Raw genomic sequence first — 18,281 nt, 5'->3', positions numbered from 1 at the left:
GCGAAACGGGTTGGCTCTATCTCTAAATTTAATTACGCAACAAAGCCTCGAAGAGGCTTCATGAAAGCTTCTTCTGCGGTAGGTAGCGCAGCCGCACTCGCGGGCGGTATCGCTTTACCTTTCAAATCCAAACCAGTAGCGGCTGCGGTTGCTGAGAATGTGGATGAGAAAATCGTATGGAGTGCATGTACAGTAAACTGTGGTTCTCGCTGCCCACTGCGTATGCATGTACAAAACGGTGAAATCAAATACGTAGAAACAGACAACACAGGTACTGACGAATACGGTCATCACCAAGTGCGTGCGTGTCTACGTGGTCGCTCGATGCGCCGCCGTGTTTACAACCCAGATCGCCTAAAATACCCAATGAAACGTGTGGGTAAACGTGGTGAAGGTAAGTTTAAGCGTATTAGCTGGGAAGAGGCTTACGATGAAGTCGCTGGCACCATGCAACGCCTTATCAAAGACTACGGTAACGACACTATCTACCTAAACTACGGTACAGGTACGCTTGGCGGTACGGTGACTAAATCTTGGCCACCAGCTCAAACGCTGATTGCTCGCCTAATGAACCTAAGTGGTGGTTACCTAAACCATTACGGTGACTACTCAACCGCGCAAATCGCGAAAGGCTTGAGCTACACCTACGGTGGTTGGGCAAACAACAACTCTTTCTCTGACCTAGAGAACACTAAGCTTAACATCCAATTTGGTAACAACCCTGCCGAGACACGTATGTCTGGCGGCGGTCTGATCCACCACTACGTAGAAAGCAAAAACAAATCGAACGCAAGAACGATCATCATCGACCCTCGCTACACCGATACTGCCGGTGGTCGTGAAGATCAATGGATCCCAATTCGTCCTTCTACAGATGCGGCATTGGTAGCGGGTCTTGCACACGTGATGATCACTGAAGACCTTGTCGACCAACCGTTCCTAGACAAATACTGTGTCGGTTACGATGAGAAGACCCTTCCTGCATCAGCGCCTAAAAACAGCGACTACAAATCTTACATCCTAGGTTTAGGTGAAGATGGCGTAGAGAAGACACCAGAATGGGCTTCTAAGATCACCGGTATTCCCGTTGATACTATCGTCAAGCTTGGCCGTGAAATGGGCACAGCAAAACCGTGCGCAATCCACCAAGGCTGGGGCCTGCAACGTACTGCGAACGGTGAGCTAGCTTGTCGTGCAATCGCAATGCTGTCACTGCTCACCGGTTCTGTGGGTGTATCAGGTGGTTCTACAGGTGCTCGTGAGAGTGACATCAACATTCCGTTTGTGCGCTTCCCTACTGTGCCAAACCCAGTTGAAACGTCTATTTCAATGTTCATGTGGACAGACGCGATTTACCGTCACCATGAAATGACCGACATCACTGATGGTGTTCGCGGTGCAGAGCGCCTTAAAAACCCAATCAAGATGATCTGGAACTATGCAGGTAACTGCATCATTAACCAACACTCAGACATCAACAAGACTCACGCGATTCTTCAAGATGAAAGTGCGTGTGAAATGATTGTCGTGGTTGATAACCATATGACTTCTTCTGCGAAATACGCCGATATCATCCTGCCAGACTTAACAACGTCTGAGCAAGACGACTGGTGTATGGACGGTAAAGCGGCGAACATGCCTTACTTCATCTACGCGCAGAAAGCGATTGAGCCTCAGTTTGAAGCCAAATCTATCTACGAGATGTGTACTCAGCTTGCGAAACGCATGGGCGTAGAAAAAGAGTTCACCGAAGGCCGTACTCAAGAGCAATGGATTGAGCACCTTTACGCAGAAACTCGTAAGAACGATCCAACACTGCCAACCTTCGAAGAGATGAAAGAGCTTGGTATCTACAAACGTAGCTACGACCACCACTACATCGCTTACGAAGACTTCCGCAAAGATCCTGAAGCGAATCCACTGACAACCCCAAGTGGCAAGATTGAGATCTACTCAGAGCAACTGGCTGATATCGCGAAGACTTGGAAGCTGAAAGAAGACGAAGTGATTCACCCACTTCCGATTTACGCGGACTCTTTTGAAGGTCATAACGATCCACTAGCAGAGAAGTACCCACTTCAGCTAACCGGTTTCCACTACAAGGCTCGTACTCACTCAACTTACGGCAACGTTGCAGAAATCAAAGCAGCCGCACCGCAAGAGTTGTGGATCAACCCAATCGATGCAAAAGAACGTGGTATTGAAAGCGGCGACATGGTGAGTATTTTCAACGACCGTGGCGAAGTACACATTCCAGCGAAAGTGACACCAAGGATTCTTCCTCGAGTTGTCGCACTAGGCGAAGGTGCATGGTACGCACCAGATGGTCAGAAGATCGACCATGCAGGCTCTATCAACGTGCTGACCACTCAGCGCCCGAGCCCACTTGCTAAGGGTAACCCTCAGCATACAAACCTAGTTCAAATCAAAGCGCTAAAGAAAGCATAAGGTAGGTTGGAATGAAACAATACGGCTTTTACATTGATTCAAGTAAATGCACGGGTTGTAAAACCTGTCAGCTTGCTTGTAAAGATTATAACGATCTAGACATCAAAACGAACTACCGTCGCGTATACGAATACGCCGGTGGTGGCTTCACTCAAGATGGCGATACCTGGGTTCAGAAAGATGTCTTTTCTTACTACCTATCTATCGCTTGTAACCACTGTACTAACCCAGCGTGTGTGAAAGTGTGTCCTTCGGGCGCGATGCACAAACGTGATGAAGACGGTTTGGTTGTGGTTGATGAGAGCGTATGTATTGGTTGTCAGCACTGTAGCAATGCGTGTCCTTACGGCGCACCACAATACAATGCTAAGAAAGGTCACATGACGAAATGCGATGGTTGTTACCAACGTGTTTCTGAAGGCAAACAGCCTATCTGTGTTGAGTCTTGCCCACTTCGTGCATTGGAGTTTGGTGAAATCAATACACTTCGCGAGAAGTACGGCTCTGGTGCGGATGTGGCGCCATTGCCATCTTCAACAGAAACGCTACCAAACATCGTGATTAAGCTGAACAAAAACGCGAAGCCGACTGGCGATACCAGTGGTCACTTAGCAAACCCGAAAGAGGTGTAAGATGATTTTTCATGAGTGGTCTTTAATCTTCTTTACGGTGCTGGCGCAAACTGCGGTTGGTGGTTACTTACTGATTGGCGCACGTGCACTGGTGCTGGGTCATAGCGAAGAGAAGCTGAACAGCTACAAGGTTCCAATGTTCATCCTATGGGCACTGATGGGTCTTGGCTTCATGTTCTCGACAACGCACCTTGGCTCTCCACTGCGCGCGTTTAACGCTTTTAATCAGCTAGGTTCGGCTTGGTTGTCTAACGAAGTGTTCTTCGGTGCGGCATTCTTCGCTGTCGGTGGCCTGCAATGGCTATTGTCTGTGCTTAAGAAAGGTGGCGTAGCTATCCAGAAAGCACTGATGGTTGGCGCTATGGTGTTGGGTGTTATCTTCATGTACGCGATGATCAATGTATACATGATCAACACAGTACCTACGTGGGACAACATCTACACACCACTGAGCTTCATCATGACGATGGTTGTGGGTGGCTTGCTGTTATCTCAGTTCGTGATTGTATTCGCAAACGACAGCCGCTTTACGGTTGACCGTAACATCACCATGCTGGCTGTTATCGCTGTTGCTATCAGCTTGCTTGTGACAGTAGGAAAACTGAACCTAATCGGTGACATCCAAACTTCAGCGGCCAAAGCGTCTGAGTTAGTCGATGGTTTAGGTAGCTATGTGATTCTTCAAGTGGCACTGCTAATGGCAAGCTTGTTGATTTGGATTCTACCTATGCTGAACAAAGCAAAAGTGAACCCAGTTAACCTTGGCTTAGCACTAGTATTGTTCTTGGCTTCAGAGTTAATCGGCCGTGGTTTGTTCTACAGCCTACATATGACAAGCGGTTTGTAATCGAGTTCTTACAGACATGAGTTGCGTGTAAACATCGCTGCTTGTTTGGTTATCTAGAAGGCTAGATAAACAAAAGGCCCAACACCTATTTAGATGTTGGGCCTTTTTATTGCGTTTTTTTCTAGCGTTTTTAATACAGACTTAGCGAGTTCGCTTACATCGTTAGCTTACATAACTACTTAATGATAGCCGTTGGAATAAACATGTCTTTCAATCGCTTAACCGAAGAGTAAGTACCAAACATCGGTTTGTTGTCTAGATGCCTTCTCAGCATATCGGCGGCAACGGTCTTAATCACGTTACGTTGATCTTCACGGGAGTACTGACGATAAAACTCAAGTACCTGACCCCACTCGCCTGCTTCAGTCGACAGTGCAACGCTGAATGTGTTGCCTTCTAGCTTACCAGTCACCAACGCCAATTCAGTCCCGCACTTCTCTCTTGTTGCTCCAGCCAGAGCAAAGGTTGCCGCTAATGGATCGCTTTTTTCAAGTTCGCTCTCTTTTGGCTCAGCCATCACCCACGAGTGTCCGAAGCAATCTTCTATCTGCTCATTCAATTGCAGCCAAGCTGACAGTGAACCTTTGGTCGACACTTCAGACACAGATAACGTCTTCTTTTTTTCCGCCATGATGTGTCCAATATGGTCAATCATCGGCTCATCGACACTCACGACATTACTCTCTAGCAGCTTGTAAACCATTTGCAGAAGCTTAACGCGAGTTTCTAAGTCTGCCTTAGGACCAAACAGTTTGACCTCAATAAACGGCAGATAAGAGCGGTAACCAAGTTCATAACCTTCTGGCAGCTTTAATTGGTCCAAAACATCAGAGATACCGGATTCAGACAAACCAAACGTAAACAGTCGACTGCATTCAGAGGCAACCACTTGAGGGTAGGTGCGCGACAAGTCAGGAAGAATCTCAAACGTCACCATACGTTTGAACTCACTCGGTACACCCGGCGTGAAATAGAAAGTCGCATCGTTAATTTTCAGTTTGAAGCCACAAGCCGTCCCCACCGGGTTATCGACAATCTCTGAGCTCGCAGGTAACAAAGCTTGTTTAAGGTTGCTGTCAGGCATCGGCATGCCACGTCCAGAGAACATCTCTTCCATACGAGCAAGCCATTCAGGGAACATGACGAGTTTCTGCTCGGAAGCAGCTGCAGCAGCTGCAGCACTCATATCATCGGTTGTCGGGCCTAAACCACCATTAACGATAACCACATCATAGTTAAAGCTCAGCATCAGCAGTTCTTCAACAAGAGCATTCATTTGATCACCCACAGTTGAGCGCTTAGCAAGCGCAAAACCATGCTGATAAAACTCAGCAGACATCCAAGCTGCGTTTGTATCTACAATGTCTCCATGAAGAACTTCTTCACCTGTGCTTAACATTGCGATTTTCGTCATATTTCTATCCCTTGTTGTCATAAAAAGACACTGCATTATTTACAAACTGGTCTATGGTTGAATTTGGAGCAATTCGCCTTTTCACTAATATTAATAATGTTAAACCTAAGGTTTTCTTAGGAAAAGCTATAAATTATTAGTTCCCTAAATCAGGCATTTAATAGATAATTGTGACCCTGATCAATTCCAAACTTTCTCATGGAGACCCTTGTGGCCAAATCACCGTTACTAGCAAAGGTTACTGCCGCATTTTCAATGCTAATGTCAGTTAACTCGGTTGCAAGCCAATACGACTTCGACCAGCCAATCAACCTTTCTTACTCGGATGAATGTGCTCAAGATTACTGTTTTAATGACAACTTGTACACCTACAAGCCTAGTACCAATTACGCACTGAGCGAATCGAGTGATGAGTACGACTTCACGATCCAAAAACCAAAACACATGTTGGTGAGCCAGGAGAAAGATTGGGATTACCTAATGGGTCAAACCTACACCATTCTTGGCTTAAGTGTCGCGACAGTGGGTCTAATGACTCTACTCCCTGAAAGTATTACTAAGTGGGATGATGACCAACGTGATATCAGTTCATTAGGTAAAAAGTGGAAAGATAACGTTTCTGAAGGCCCAGTATGGGACCGTGACGAACACTTCCTAAACTACGTAATGCACCCATATTTTGGTGGTGTTTACTACACCGCAGCTCGACACGCAGGTTACGACGAGTTTGAGTCATTCTTATACTCTTGGACTATGTCGACGTTCTTCTGGGAATACGGCGTAGAAGCGTTTGCTGAAGTACCTTCATGGCAAGATCTCTTCATCACACCTTTCTTCGGTGCGGTTGTCGGTGAAATGATGCTAGAAGCAGAGCAAGATATCATTGCTTCAGGTGGCGAAGTGATGGGCTCTCAAACCATGGGTGATGTGTCGCTATTCTTCCTTAACCCTGTTGGACACATTCACTACTGGGTAAGTGACGCATGGGGCGGTGATGCAGAAGTGAACCTGAATACTAACCCTTGGTGGGATAACCAAGACGCAGCACGTTTTGCTTACGATGCTGGCGCACCATATGACTCTCAGTTTGTTGGTATGAACTTCAAAGTAACGTTCTAATTCGTCTCTAGGACTACTCAATATAAGTTGCTGAATCATCAATCACAGTGACAACTCTTCTAAAAAGCGGCTCTCTAGCCGCTTTTTTTTGTGCCCTACTCTTCATTCTCTTTTTTTGCATCGAAGCTTAGTTTCAAAAATTGACCTAGGTCAAACATTGTTCGATGTAACCTTCTACACTGAAATTAAAGAACTTTATCGCGTGATATCAAACATTTAATTAGCAAAGAATAATTGAAACCTTGGGGGCTGATATGAACAGTACATTTATCGTAAACTTTATCGGAAAAGCATCACCAGCAACAATCAAACAGCTTGCTGCGGTTACTCACGAAAACGACGGCAAATGGCTCATCAGTAAAGTGAACTTTATTGAAGACCAAGTTGCGGGCGTACTAAAGGTTCAACTTCCAGCCATCAACGAATCGATTGTCAAAGAAGCGTTTAGCGCCAATCCGGATCTCATCGTGCAGTTTGTCGATTCCGATCATACGCACAATGCTCAAGACACAATCCATCACCTAAGACTCGATTCTAACGACCGAGCAGGTATCGTCAACGAAGTGACTCATGTATTGGATAGACAAGGGATCAGCATTCTCGATATGGACTGTCACCGCGTCTTTATCGCTGGTGGCGGCGGTGTTAGCTCAAGCCTATTCACATCAAAAATCGCCGTTAAACTGCCAATCGAAGTACAGATCGATGATGTGGTCAATGAACTCGAAACGCTCAGTGAAGATACTCGAGTGATGATTGAAAGCTAAATAAACAAAATTGAAGAACAAAAAAGAGCAGCTCATTGGCTGCTCTTTTTATTGCTCTGAACTTGTGATTCAGTTACTTAACTGACCATTGTGATAATGAGCGTTTGAAGTCTTCATAACCGAATTCATTTAGCTTCTGAACTTCACCACTGCTACGCTCGCAGTAGATTGATGGCATTTTCAGACCATTGAACCAGTTAAGTTTCACCATGGTATAGCCTGCACTGTCTAACAAATGCAGCTTTTGACCAATCTTAAGTGGCTCATCAAAGCTCGCTTCGCAGAACTGATCGCCCGCAAGACATGAACAAGAACCAATCACGTAGTCATGGCTGCCTGTTTCTGAGGCTTCCAATACCGATGCTGGCTCATTGTAGATAAGCGTGTCAAGGCGGTGAGCCTCGGTAGCTGAATCGACAATTGCTGTTTTCTTCACGTTCTCAACGATATCAACCACGGTCACAACTAGGTCGGTTGTTTTAGTGATGATCGCTTCACCCGGCTCAAGGTACATCTGCACGCCGTGTTTCTCAGAGAAGGCTTTCAGCGCAAGACCAAGCTTTTCAATGTCATAGCCAGGCCATGTAAAGAACACACCACCGCCCATGCTCACCCAGTCCAACTTATCTAAGTGCTCGCCAAACTGTTCTGAGATTGAATCAAGCAGGCCGATAAAGGCATCGACGTCTTTGTTCTCACAGTTCATGTGGAACATCACACCATTAATCTCATCGAAAATTTCTGGTTTGATGTGGTCAGCTTGCACGCCCAAACGCGAGAATTGACGCGCTGGGTTTGCCAAGTCTTGCCCTGCGTAGCTCACGCCCGGATTTAAACGTAAACCCAGTGAAGCTTTACCTTCAACAATATGACGGTAAGCAGCAAGTTGGCTCTGAGAGTTGAAGATCATCTTGTCGCAGATGTCAGCAACCTCTCTCACGTCATCTTCACTGTAGCCCACACTGTAAGCATGAGTTTCACCGCCAAAAGTTTCGTGACCTAATTTCACTTCATAAGGGCCAGAACTAGTAGTACCGTCTAGGTACGGTTTGATGATGTCAAACACGCCCCAAGTCGAGAAGCACTTAAGCGCAAGTACCAATTTCACACCTGAAATCTCTTTCAGTTGCTTGGCTTTTTCTAAGTTCGCAATCAACTTGTCTTCGTTGATCATGAAATATGGGGTTTTTAGTTCTTCTTTCTTAAACGTCATTTTTGTAAACACTCAAGCAGCATCTATAGATGGAAAGGTAAATTAACAATTTTGGTGTGATTTATTTTGATTTTGTCCTGTCCGAGCGCAGTGAGTTACAAAATCAAAATAAATGATACCAAAGCTTCAAGGCCATCATCATCGAAAAGGGAACAATCCATGTCCCCTTTAATTAGCAATCAAAACAAGAAATCAGTTCTTATTTTTTCAGCTCATGAATCACTGGAAGACCTTGGCCTGCTTCAAGCTCTTGAACATGCCAATCTAGACCAATTTCCGGCATAGTTGCTAGGAACGGATCTGGGTTTAGCTGTTCCATGTTGAACACGCCTTTATCAGCCCATTCGCCACGGAAGAACTGAAGTGCAGCGGTAATCGCTGGAACACCAGTTGTGTAAGAGATCGCTTGGTGCTCTACGTCTTCGTAAGCCACTTCGTGGTCTGCGTTATTGTAGATGAATACGCTACGCTCTTTACCATCTTTCTTACCTTGAACCCAAGTACCGATACACGTTAAACCAGTGTAACCCGGAGCTAGAGATGTTGGATCCGGTAGTAGTGCTTTAAGAACATGCAGAGGCTGAACCACAGTACCATCGTGCAGTGTTAGCGGATCTGGGCTAAGAAGACCGATATCACGCATGCAGTTGAAGTAGTTCAAGTATGCATCACCAAAGCCCATCCAAAATTCGATACGCTTAGCTGGGATGAACTCTTTCATTGAACGAACTTCATCGTGCGCCATTGAGTAAACTTTGTGAGAACCACAGTTCGGGAATTCAAACTCAAGCATACGAGAGTGACAAGGTACTTGTTTCCACTCTTCATTTTCCCAGTAGAAAGAGTCGCCTTGGATCTCAAGCATGTTGGTTTCTGGGTCAAAGTTAGTCGCAAACTTCTTGCCGTGGTCGCCAGCATTCACGTCCATTACGTCAATTGAGTCAATCTCATCAAACAAGTGCTTAACCGCGTACGCAGCAAAGATTGATACCACACCTGGATCGAAACCAGCACCAAGAATACCTGTGATACCCGCTTCAGCGAACTTCTCACGGTAGCCCCACTGCCAATCGTAAGCTTGTGGTACTTGTTGGCCTTCAGAACATAGGTCAACCGCTACCGATGTATCTAAGTAAGAAACTTTAGATTGGTAACACGCTTCCATGATTGCCATGTTTACCCAAGGAGGACCAGCGTTGATCACTAGATCCGGCTGAACTTCTTTAATCAAAGCAACAAGCGCATCAACATCATCAGCGTCTACTGAACGTGCTTCTAGTTTCTTAGTTGAATCTTTAAGGTTGTTTTTTCCCTTGATAGATTCGATGATTTTTTCACACTTCGCGATTGTGCGAGAAGCGATTGTGATATCACCCAGAACTTCGTTATTTTGTGCTGCTTTGTGTGCAACAACCCAACCAACGCCGCCTGCACCAATTTGTAGAATAGCCATAGTTTTAATTACCCTTGTTGTTCTGCTAGCTCAATAGCTAAAGTTTGAATTTTGTTTATTAGAGATTTGAAATCTGATGTCGTTAAGCACGGATTCAAGATAGTGAATTTCAGCGCGCTTTTACCGTCGACGACCGTTTCGCCAAGCACGGCAACACCACGAGTCAGTGCTTCCAGTCTTAACGTTTGATTCAGTTTGTCTAAATCTAGCTCACCGTTTTCTAATTTCCCATTGCGAGGCACCGATCGGAACAGCACAGTAGACAGTGACGGCTCAGCAAGCAGTTCAAAATCGTCTTGGTTTTGAATTAGGTTTGCAATTTGAAGCGTCTGCTCTAGAAGATGATCGTACATATCACCCAGCTGCTTTGGCCCAACGCTTTGCATCGTCATGAAGACTTTCAATGCATCAAAACGCTTGGTGGTCGCGATAGACTTGTCGACAAGATTTGGCAGCTCATCGTGCTCGCGATTCAAGTAGTCTGCGTGATGCAGTAGGAACTTAAAGTTCGCTTTGTCTTTCAGCAACACAGCACCACAGCTGATTGTTTGGAAGAACAACTTGTGGAAATCAACGCTCACTGAATCCGCTTTCTCGATGCCTTTCAGGCGAGCTTTATGGCTACTTAAAATAAGCGCGCCACCGTAAGCACTGTCGACATGGAACCAAAGATCTTGTTGGTTTGCGATGTCAGCAATCGCTTCAAGGTCATCAATTGCACCGTGATCGGTTGTACCCGCAGTACCGACAACAGCAAAAGGAATCAACCCTTGTGCTTTAAGCGCTTTCACTTCTGCATCTAACAAGTCAGGCTTGATAGTGCCGTTTGCATTGGTGTCAACACAGCACACTGCCGCTTCGCCTAGCCCTAGTAGAGAGGCTGACTTCTGAACCGTGAAGTGAGATTTCTTTGAACATAAGATACGCAGCTTGCTCGCGTATTCTGGTAAGCCAAGCTTTTGGATTGAGTGGCCATTGTGCTTATCGGCAACCCAGTCTCTCGCAAGCAATAAACCCATTAGGTTACTTTGCGTGCCACCACTGGTGAAAACACCGTCTGCTTGTGCGCCAAGTTGGTATTTGTCGCACATCCAATCCACAACGCGCTGCTCAACATAAGTCGCAGCAGACGCTTGGTCCCATGAATCCATTGATTGATTCAAAGCCGCAATAATCGATTCCGCGGCTACCGAAGCCATAAGAGGCGGGGTGTGAAGGTGTGCAATACAGTCTGGGTGTTGCACGAAGATAGAGTTGGCTGCGACTAAGTCAGCCGTGCTATCTACAACATCAACCAAAGCGTGTTGATTGTTATCGAGGTCGACAGCATTGATGGCTGCTTCTAGCACTTTTGGATCTAAACCCGAATAAGGGGTTTCAACCTGTTCAAAAACCGCTTTCATCGCTTGAGTGGTTTGGTTCATCACGTTAGCAAATTCGTCGCTACCGCCTAAACCTGTCTGGATGAAATGCTTGTTCCATTCTTGGTTTGCTTGTTCGCTTGAAGCTGGGTCTTGTTGTAGACCACCGCCTGCTGCGATGATCGCTTCTTCCATGACGCGCAATGCAAAGTCGATCTGCTCAAAAGAGATAATCATTGGAGGAAGGAAACGAATGACCGAACCATCACGACCACCCTTTTCAACCATCAAGCCGCGCTCTAGTGCTGCTCGTTGAATCGCTAGAGTTAACTCGCCGTCTGATTGTGGTTCGCCAAACTTGTTAAGCTCACCATTTGGTTGTTTGATCTCAGCGCCGAGCATCAGGCCTTTACCGCGAACTTCAGCAATACAGCCAACGCGTGATTGAATCTTCTCAAGCCCATGACGTAAGTATTGGCCTGCGATGTTCGCGTGCTCAACTAAACCATCTCGCTCGATGATTTCCAGTGCCTTAGCGCCGGACACCATTGCTAATTGGTTACCACGGAATGTACCGGTGTGCTCACCCGCTTTCCATGTATCGATACTTTTATCGAACACAAGCAGCGACATAGGCAATCCGCCACCAATCGCTTTAGACAAGCATAAGATATCAGGGTTAACGCCTGACTCTTCAAACGCAAATCGATGACCCGTTTTACCCACACCACACTGAATTTCATCAAAAATCAGTAGTATACCGTGCTCGTCACAGATGCGACGTAGGCCTTGTAACCAAGATGCTGGAGCAGGAATCACACCGCCCTCACCTTGCACAGGTTCAACGATCATCGCTGCTGGTTTCATGATGCCAGACTCGTCATCGTTCAACATACGCTCGATGTAACGAATGCTGGCGTTGGCACCCGCTTCACCACCAATGCCAAACGGGCAGCGGAGGTTGTATGGGAAAGGCATGAAATGTACGTCAGACATCAAGCCGCTACGACGTTCTTTAGTACCGAGGTTACCCATCATGCCCATGGTGCCGTTGGTCATACCATGGTAAGCACCACGGAAAGCAAACATGGTGTTGCGACCTGTGGTTTGCTTAGCAAGCTTGATCGCAGCTTCCACAGCGTCAGCACCCGATGGGCCACAGAATTGAAGAACCGAGTTATTTGAAAAGTCTTGAGGAAGAAAAGCTTTAACTCGCTTGATAAACGTCTCTTTTGCTTGAGTCGTGATATCAAGTGTTTGGTATGGCAAACCAGAATCGAGCTGGTCTTTCAGTGCTTGGTTAATCTCAGGGTGATTGTAACCCAGAGAAAGTGTACCTGCACCGGCTAAGCAATCGAGAAAGAGTTGGCCACGAGTATCTTCAACTAAAGCGCCACATGCTCGTTTAATAGCAATAGGCAGGCGTCTTGGGTAAGAGCGAACATCCGACTCATGCTGTTCTTGCTCTAGCAAAATAGCGTCAGGTGTTAGGTCGTACGTTCCCTCTAAGATAGGAACCATAGTTGAAAATGAATTTGCGATAGTATTGATATCGACTTCAAAGGCGGTAGTCATAAAAGTCCCCTTGAATGTGTTCATACTCACCTCCATCAGACGCAATTACCCACCACCTCTCGTTAAATTTGGAGAGAGTTCATCGTGAAGTACGCGTATTGTCTAGAAATGAGATATAGCTGTACGCTCGCATAAGTCAAATGACGAATACGAAATTAAGCCGTCTTAAGACAGCGATAAATTGTTAGCGTGAGCTCAAGGTTCAGTAATGCTACTGTTTTGAAGAATTGGACATTTTTGCAGGATCGGACAGCTATGAGGAGCTGGTCCCTTTGGAAATGCAGAGCTGATTAGCAATGTTGTAATTAGTGTGTTCAATGTTGGGTTTCCCATTAACATGGCGAACTGCGCCATAAGTATCCCGTCTATCAGCTAAAGGACTAGCCAATACCTACCCTACGTAATGTCCCAATCAGCAAGAATGGTCACTACGCGTATCCCCCAGAAGCAATCGTTGCTCTTCTTGAACATTGTTCATTCCGAGATTGCGCGGGAAAGTAACATAAAGTGAAATGAACGACCAATAGTTTTTAATAATAGCTTGATAAATAGCAGGTGCGGCTAAGCAATTGCTGTAAATATCGTCAACACTATCGTTTTGGAAAGAGATCCCCGGTTCATTCGTTCCTCATGCCCGAGGATGACGACACAAGTATATAGGCAGTGTTAGTGATGGCTTTGAGGCTGTGGCGCCTTTACGTCATTCCCTAGAATGAGGAACGAGTGCATAGGGAGTCCCGATCAACATGTCGACGTATGGCTTTATTAAAGAAATTACCTGATGCAATAGATTAAACACAAGTTAATCAGTAAGCGGTAAGAGATCCCCGGTTCGCTCGTTCCTCACGCCCGAGGATGACGACGTGGGATTATAAACGTTGCTAGATAAGCTTTGAGCCATGGTACCTTTCCGTCATTCCCTAGTACGAGGAACGAGTTCATAGGAAATATCACACTGAAACCAACAGAGTTCACTACACAATAAAGGAATGAAAAGTTAATTACCGGCCCACATTTACGTCATTCCCTAGTACGAGGAACGAGTTCATAGGGAATCTCACCCTGAAACCAACAGAGTTCACTACACAGATAAAGGAATCGAAAGTTAATCACCTGTCCGCGTTTCCGTCATTCCCTAGCACGAGGCACGAGTTCATAGGGAAGCTCACGTTGAAACCAACAAAGTTCACTACACAGATAAAGGAATCGAAAGTTAATCACCTGTCCGCGTTTCCGTCATTCCCTAGCACGAGGCACGAGTTCATAGGGAATCTCGCTTTTAAAAACTAACTTACTTAAACGAACTTGATTGCGAAATTTTGAGGCAAAATAGAAATGAATTTTTAGCGCGGATTCGAACAACAAGAGTTCTTAAACGTAAAAGCTAAACGCCAGAAACCAAAAAGCCCGAACATTTCTGTTCGGGCTTCTTAATTTGGAGCGATACATCGGGTTCGAACCGATGACCTCAACCTTGGCAAGGTTGCGCTCTACCAACTGAGCTAGTATCGCATTTGCTTTATCGAGATAAAGACTTTAATAGATGGTGCCCCGGGCCGGACTTGAACCGGCACAGCGCGAACGCCGAGGGATTTTAAATCCCTTGTGTCTACCAATTCCACCACCAGGGCACGCAATTCTTTATTGCGATGCCGATTACTGAAAAGTAAAACACCATCTTAATGCTGACGCCAATCAACATTACAAAATTTGGAGCGATACATCGGGTTCGAACCGATGACCTCAACCTTGGCAAGGTTGCGCTCTACCAACTGAGCTAGTATCGCATTTTCATTCAACTTCTTTCTAGAAGAAAGAGAGAATGGAGGCGCCTCCCGGAGTCGAACCGAGGTCCACGGATTTGCAATCCGCTGCATAGCCACTCTGCCAAGGCGCCTTAGTAACTCCAATCGAATCGCTCATTGCCATCCTCTTGGGTACGGGATGCATTCTACGGATTCAGACGATTGAGTCAATAATATTTTTGTATTTTTAATTCGTTTGAATAGATTTCATACGAAACAGGCCAAATAGCTGACTTTATGTTCAAAACACACTGTGAGCGGGTTATTCAAAGGAGATCTATATCACATTAGATATCCACTATTGATAACTTAACCTTAGGTTAAAGATCAAAAAAGCGAGCCTCAGCTCGCTTCTTCATCAATGATGTTTTTCGTCTAACAAATCGTCTTTGGCAGCCATCAAGTATTGTGCCATTGACCAATAAGTAAGAACGGTAGCGACATACAGTGCAATGTAACCTACCCATACCATCCAATCGTCGTATCTCCAGATAAGCACCCAAAGAGCGAACATCTGAGAAACCGTTTTTACTTTACCAACCCAAGATACCGCAACACTTGCGCGTTTGCCGATTTCAGCCATCCACTCACGAAGCGCTGAAATAATGATCTCACGAGCAATCATGGTCACCGCTGGGATAGTTATCCAAATCGAGTGGTAATGCTCTGTAATCAGGATAAGAGCCGTAGCGACCAACACTTTGTCAGCCACAGGGTCAATGAAGGCACCGAAGCGAGACGTTTGCCCTAACTTACGAGCTAGCATGCCATCTAGCCAATCAGTGAAACCGGCTACCCAAAACACCATCGCAGCAGCGAAAGGAGCCCATTGATAAGGTAGATAGAAAACGACAACGAATACTGGGATCAAAAATAGTCTCAGTAAGGACAAAATGTTAGGTATATTCAAACGCATATTATTGGGCTCTTATTAATTGCGCTTTAATGGTGCGGGATTTTTACTATTGTTTCAATGCTTGATAAATGTTTTCTGCCAAAGAATGACTAATGCCCGGCACTTTGGCTATTTCTTCGACAGTTGCACGCTTAAGTTCTTGTAAGCCACCCATATATTTCAGCAAAGCTTGACGACGTTTAGGCCCTACCCCTTCAATTCCTTCCAAAGCACTGGTTCTGCGCGTTTTACCACGTTTCGCCCTGTGCCCTGCAATCGCATGATTATGGCTTTCATCACGAATATGTTGGATAAGGTGCAGTGCTGGCGCATCGCTAGGTAAGTTAAACTCTTCACCTTCAAGGGTTACTAAGGTTTCTAAACCCGGTTTACGCGTTACCCCTTTCGCAATACCCATCATTCTTGGTCTAAACGGCCAATCCCCCCAATATTGAGAAATGATCTCATGAGCACGGTTTAGCTGACCTTTACCACCATCGATAAAGATGATGTCTGGGATCTTGTCGACATCGAGTTGCTTCGAATAACGTCTCTCAAGCGCCTGAGCCATCGCTGCGTAATCATCACCACCTGTAATGCCGGTGATGTTGTAACGACGGTACTCCGGTTTCACCGGGCCTTCTTGATTGAATACCACACACGATGCAATAGTGCTTTCACCCATGGTATGACTGATATCGAAACATTCCATGCGCTTGATAGCATCCATCGACAGCACTTCTTGAAGCTCTTTGAAGCGCTGATTAATCGTCATCTTGTGATTAATCTTGGTGGTAATAGCCGTCAATGCATTGGTATTCGACAATTTAAGGTAACGACCTCGAGTACCAGAAGGGTTGGTATTGAAGTGAATCTTACGCCCCGCCACTTCACACAAGGCTTCTTGAATCGGTGTGACATCTTCCATCAAATCGGCATTGAGAATCAAACGGGTTGGGATGGTTCTCGCTTCATTATGCGCAAGATAGTATTGGCTTAAAAAGCTCGAAAAGACCTCTTCTCGCACCGTATTGTTTGGAATTTTAGGGAAATGGCTTCTACTGCCTAAAACCTTGCCTTGGCGAATCATCAAGATATGAATACACGCTACGCCATTCTCTTGAGCAAAGCCCAACACGTCCATATCTTCCATTGAATCGTCAGATACGTATTGTTGTTCTTGCACACGTCGAATCGCTTGGATTTGGTCACGGAAAGCGGCAGCTTGTTCAAAACGAAGCTCACGGCTTGCTGTGTCCATTTTGTCGATGAGCGTCTCAAGGACTAGCTTATCCTTCCCTTGCAGGAATAGACGAACGTAGTCGATAAGTTCACTGTACTCTTCATCAGAGATGATTGAGCTGACACAAGGCGCAGCACAACGACCAATCTGATACATCAAACACGGGCGCGTTCTATTGGCATAAACCGTATCTTCACACTGGCGGGCAGGGAAAATCTTTTGGATTAGGTGTAGCGTCTCACGCACAGCGCCGGAATCAGGGTAAGGACCAAAATATTCGCCCTTTTTCTTCTTAGCACCACGGTGCATCGACAAACGAGGATGCTTGTGACCGCTAATAAAAATATAAGGGTACGACTTATCATCACGCAAAAGTACGTTGTATTTAGGCAAGTACTGCTTGATGTAGTTGTGCTCAAGAATGAGCGCTTCTGTTTCCGTGTGCGTTACAGTGACATCGATCTTGTCAATATTACTGACTAGAGCGCGTGTTTTTTCACTGTCGACTTTTTTACGGAAATAACTGGAAAGGCGTTTTTTGAGGTTCTTAGCTTTACCGACGTAAATAACGACAGCCTCGGCGTTATACATTCGATAAACGCCGGGCTGCTCTGTTACTGTCTTGAGGAATGAGACTGAGTCAAACAAGTTGGTCACTATACGATCTCAGTGTTAAAGGGTCTCAGTGTCTAACATTCCATGTCTAATCGCTAAATGCGTCAGCTCTACATCGCCACTGATATCCAGCTTACTGAACAAGCGGTAGCGGTAACTGTTGACTGTTTTAGGACTTAGATTGAGTTGTTCTGAAATATCCGTCACTTTCTGACCTTTAGTAATCATCATCATGATTTGAAGTTCACGTTCAGATAAGTCTGCGAATGGATTTTCAGACGCAGGCGAGAATTGGCTCAAAGCCATCTGCTGCGCAATTTCTGGTGAAATGTATCGTTGGCCACTATTAACCACTCGAATTGCATTTACCATTTCATCCGGACCTGCCCCTTTAGTAAGGTAACCAGCAGCTCCAGCTTGCATCACTTTAGTTGGAAACGGATTTTCCGTATGAACAGTTAAAACGATGATTTTAACATCAGGGTTGAAACGCAAGATCTTCTTGGTTGCTTCTAAGCCACCAATACCAGGCATATTCATATCCATCAAAATAACGTCAGTATTGTTAGTACGACACCATTTTGCAGCATCTTCACCGCTTTCAGCTTCCCCTGCTACGTTCATTCCACGGACGTCTTCAATAATACGTCGTATCCCTGTGCGAACCAGCTCGTGATCATCTACAAGGAAAACATTTATCAAACTTGTATCTCCACACTATTAATTGGCTCTGCAACCACTGTGTCATTTCATCTGTTTGAAACAATTGAACAAAGGAACAGTGGATCGCAGCATTGAGTACATCTTAACTTAATTACTAAAAAAAAGCTCTGTTGAATATGTGCTGAAACACGAACTTTAGCAAGTACTTATTAACAAATAAGCTAACTAAAA

At 45.4% G+C, this 18,281-nt stretch carries 12 protein-coding genes and 4 tRNA genes; 5 read left to right on the top strand and 11 right to left on the bottom strand.

Annotated elements, in window-relative coordinates; translation table 11 throughout:
* Window positions 1-60 precede the first annotated feature (60 nt).
* Genes OCV20_RS06450 through OCV20_RS06440 form a run of 3 tightly spaced genes read left to right on the top strand, consistent with a single transcriptional unit; the run spans window position 61 to window position 3,927 of the window.
* A complete protein-coding gene (locus OCV20_RS06450) occupies window positions 61-2,448 on the top strand; it encodes a DmsA/YnfE/YnfF family dimethyl sulfoxide reductase (protein ID WP_086773675.1) in 2,388 nt (795 codons plus the stop codon).
* 11 nt (window positions 2,449-2,459) lie between these two features.
* Window positions 2,460-3,080 carry a DMSO/selenate family reductase complex B subunit gene (locus OCV20_RS06445; RefSeq protein WP_004733360.1) on the top strand — a complete coding sequence of 207 codons (621 nt, stop codon included), beginning with the start codon at window positions 2,460-2,462 and terminating at the stop codon, window positions 3,078-3,080.
* Between the two features lies 1 nt (window position 3,081).
* Window positions 3,082-3,927: a dimethyl sulfoxide reductase anchor subunit family protein gene (locus tag OCV20_RS06440; RefSeq protein WP_086773674.1), complete on the top strand. Its 846-nt coding sequence runs from the start codon at window positions 3,082-3,084 to the stop codon at window positions 3,925-3,927.
* 175 nt (window positions 3,928-4,102) lie between these two features.
* Here OCV20_RS06440 and OCV20_RS06435 read toward each other — a convergent pair whose 3' ends face one another.
* Window positions 4,103-5,341 carry a CinA family nicotinamide mononucleotide deamidase-related protein gene (locus OCV20_RS06435; protein ID WP_086773673.1) on the bottom strand — a complete coding sequence of 413 codons (1,239 nt, stop codon included), beginning with the start codon at window positions 5,339-5,341 and terminating at the stop codon, window positions 4,103-4,105.
* Window positions 5,342-5,551: 210 nt separating this feature from the next.
* Between OCV20_RS06435 and OCV20_RS06430 the strand changes: the two genes are divergently transcribed.
* Both OCV20_RS06430 and OCV20_RS06425 read left to right on the top strand, forming a co-directional pair.
* Window positions 5,552-6,460 carry a DUF3943 domain-containing protein gene (locus OCV20_RS06430; protein WP_086773672.1) on the top strand — a complete coding sequence of 303 codons (909 nt, stop codon included), beginning with the start codon at window positions 5,552-5,554 and terminating at the stop codon, window positions 6,458-6,460.
* Between the two features lie 254 nt (window positions 6,461-6,714).
* On the top strand, window positions 6,715-7,227 hold the full coding sequence (locus OCV20_RS06425; RefSeq protein WP_050646057.1) for a glycine cleavage system transcriptional repressor: 513 nt from the start codon (window positions 6,715-6,717) through the stop codon (window positions 7,225-7,227).
* A gap of 73 nt (window positions 7,228-7,300) precedes the next feature.
* On the opposite strand, the gene nspC is transcribed toward OCV20_RS06425, so the two are convergent.
* The 10 genes from nspC to uvrY form a co-directional block, all read right to left on the bottom strand.
* A complete protein-coding gene (gene nspC / locus OCV20_RS06420; protein WP_017063550.1) occupies window positions 7,301-8,440 on the bottom strand; it encodes a carboxynorspermidine decarboxylase in 1,140 nt (379 codons plus the stop codon).
* A 199-nt stretch (window positions 8,441-8,639) separates the two neighbouring features.
* Window positions 8,640-9,893 (bottom strand): carboxynorspermidine synthase, encoded by a 1,254-nt coding sequence (locus OCV20_RS06415; protein WP_017061002.1) that lies wholly within the window; start codon window positions 9,891-9,893, stop codon window positions 8,640-8,642.
* 8 nt (window positions 9,894-9,901) lie between these two features.
* Window positions 9,902-12,853: a pyridoxal phosphate-dependent class III aminotransferase gene (locus tag OCV20_RS06410; RefSeq protein ID WP_202910121.1), complete on the bottom strand. Its 2,952-nt coding sequence runs from the start codon at window positions 12,851-12,853 to the stop codon at window positions 9,902-9,904.
* Between the two features lie 1,412 nt (window positions 12,854-14,265).
* Window positions 14,266-14,341 (bottom strand) — tRNA-Gly (locus OCV20_RS06405).
* A gap of 32 nt (window positions 14,342-14,373) precedes the next feature.
* Window positions 14,374-14,460 (bottom strand) — tRNA-Leu (locus tag OCV20_RS06400).
* Window positions 14,461-14,540: 80 nt separating this feature from the next.
* Window positions 14,541-14,616: transfer RNA gene (locus tag OCV20_RS06395), tRNA-Gly, on the bottom strand.
* A 36-nt stretch (window positions 14,617-14,652) separates the two neighbouring features.
* Window positions 14,653-14,726: transfer RNA gene (locus OCV20_RS06390), tRNA-Cys, on the bottom strand.
* 266 nt (window positions 14,727-14,992) lie between these two features.
* Window positions 14,993-15,550 carry a CDP-diacylglycerol--glycerol-3-phosphate 3-phosphatidyltransferase gene (gene pgsA / locus OCV20_RS06385; RefSeq protein WP_017061490.1) on the bottom strand — a complete coding sequence of 186 codons (558 nt, stop codon included), beginning with the start codon at window positions 15,548-15,550 and terminating at the stop codon, window positions 14,993-14,995.
* A 46-nt stretch (window positions 15,551-15,596) separates the two neighbouring features.
* Window positions 15,597-17,429 carry an excinuclease ABC subunit UvrC gene (gene uvrC, locus OCV20_RS06380; RefSeq protein ID WP_086773671.1) on the bottom strand — a complete coding sequence of 611 codons (1,833 nt, stop codon included), beginning with the start codon at window positions 17,427-17,429 and terminating at the stop codon, window positions 15,597-15,599.
* 15 nt (window positions 17,430-17,444) lie between these two features.
* Window positions 17,445-18,089, bottom strand: coding sequence for a UvrY/SirA/GacA family response regulator transcription factor (gene uvrY / locus OCV20_RS06375; protein WP_004729778.1), 645 nt, complete (start codon window positions 18,087-18,089; stop codon window positions 17,445-17,447).
* Window positions 18,090-18,281 lie beyond the last annotated feature (192 nt).

The organism is Vibrio coralliirubri, from assembly GCF_024347375.1.
Classification (GTDB): domain Bacteria; phylum Pseudomonadota; class Gammaproteobacteria; order Enterobacterales; family Vibrionaceae; genus Vibrio; species Vibrio coralliirubri.
This window is presented reverse-complemented; position numbering and strand designations above follow the sequence as displayed.

Coding starts and splice junctions, on each gene's coding strand:
- OCV20_RS06410 (WP_202910121.1), bottom strand. CDS start 12,853: ATGAACACATTCAAGGGGACTTTTATGACTACCGCCTTTGAAGTCGAT.
- pgsA (WP_017061490.1), bottom strand. CDS start 15,550: ATGCGTTTGAATATACCTAACATTTTGTCCTTACTGAGACTATTTTTG.
- OCV20_RS06445 (WP_004733360.1), top strand. CDS start 2,460: ATGAAACAATACGGCTTTTACATTGATTCAAGTAAATGCACGGGTTGT.
- OCV20_RS06435 (WP_086773673.1), bottom strand. CDS start 5,341: ATGACGAAAATCGCAATGTTAAGCACAGGTGAAGAAGTTCTTCATGGA.
- OCV20_RS06415 (WP_017061002.1), bottom strand. CDS start 9,893: ATGGCTATTCTACAAATTGGTGCAGGCGGCGTTGGTTGGGTTGTTGCA.
- OCV20_RS06450 (WP_086773675.1), top strand. CDS start 61: ATGAAAGCTTCTTCTGCGGTAGGTAGCGCAGCCGCACTCGCGGGCGGT.
- OCV20_RS06425 (WP_050646057.1), top strand. CDS start 6,715: ATGAACAGTACATTTATCGTAAACTTTATCGGAAAAGCATCACCAGCA.
- OCV20_RS06440 (WP_086773674.1), top strand. CDS start 3,082: ATGATTTTTCATGAGTGGTCTTTAATCTTCTTTACGGTGCTGGCGCAA.
- nspC (WP_017063550.1), bottom strand. CDS start 8,440: ATGACGTTTAAGAAAGAAGAACTAAAAACCCCATATTTCATGATCAAC.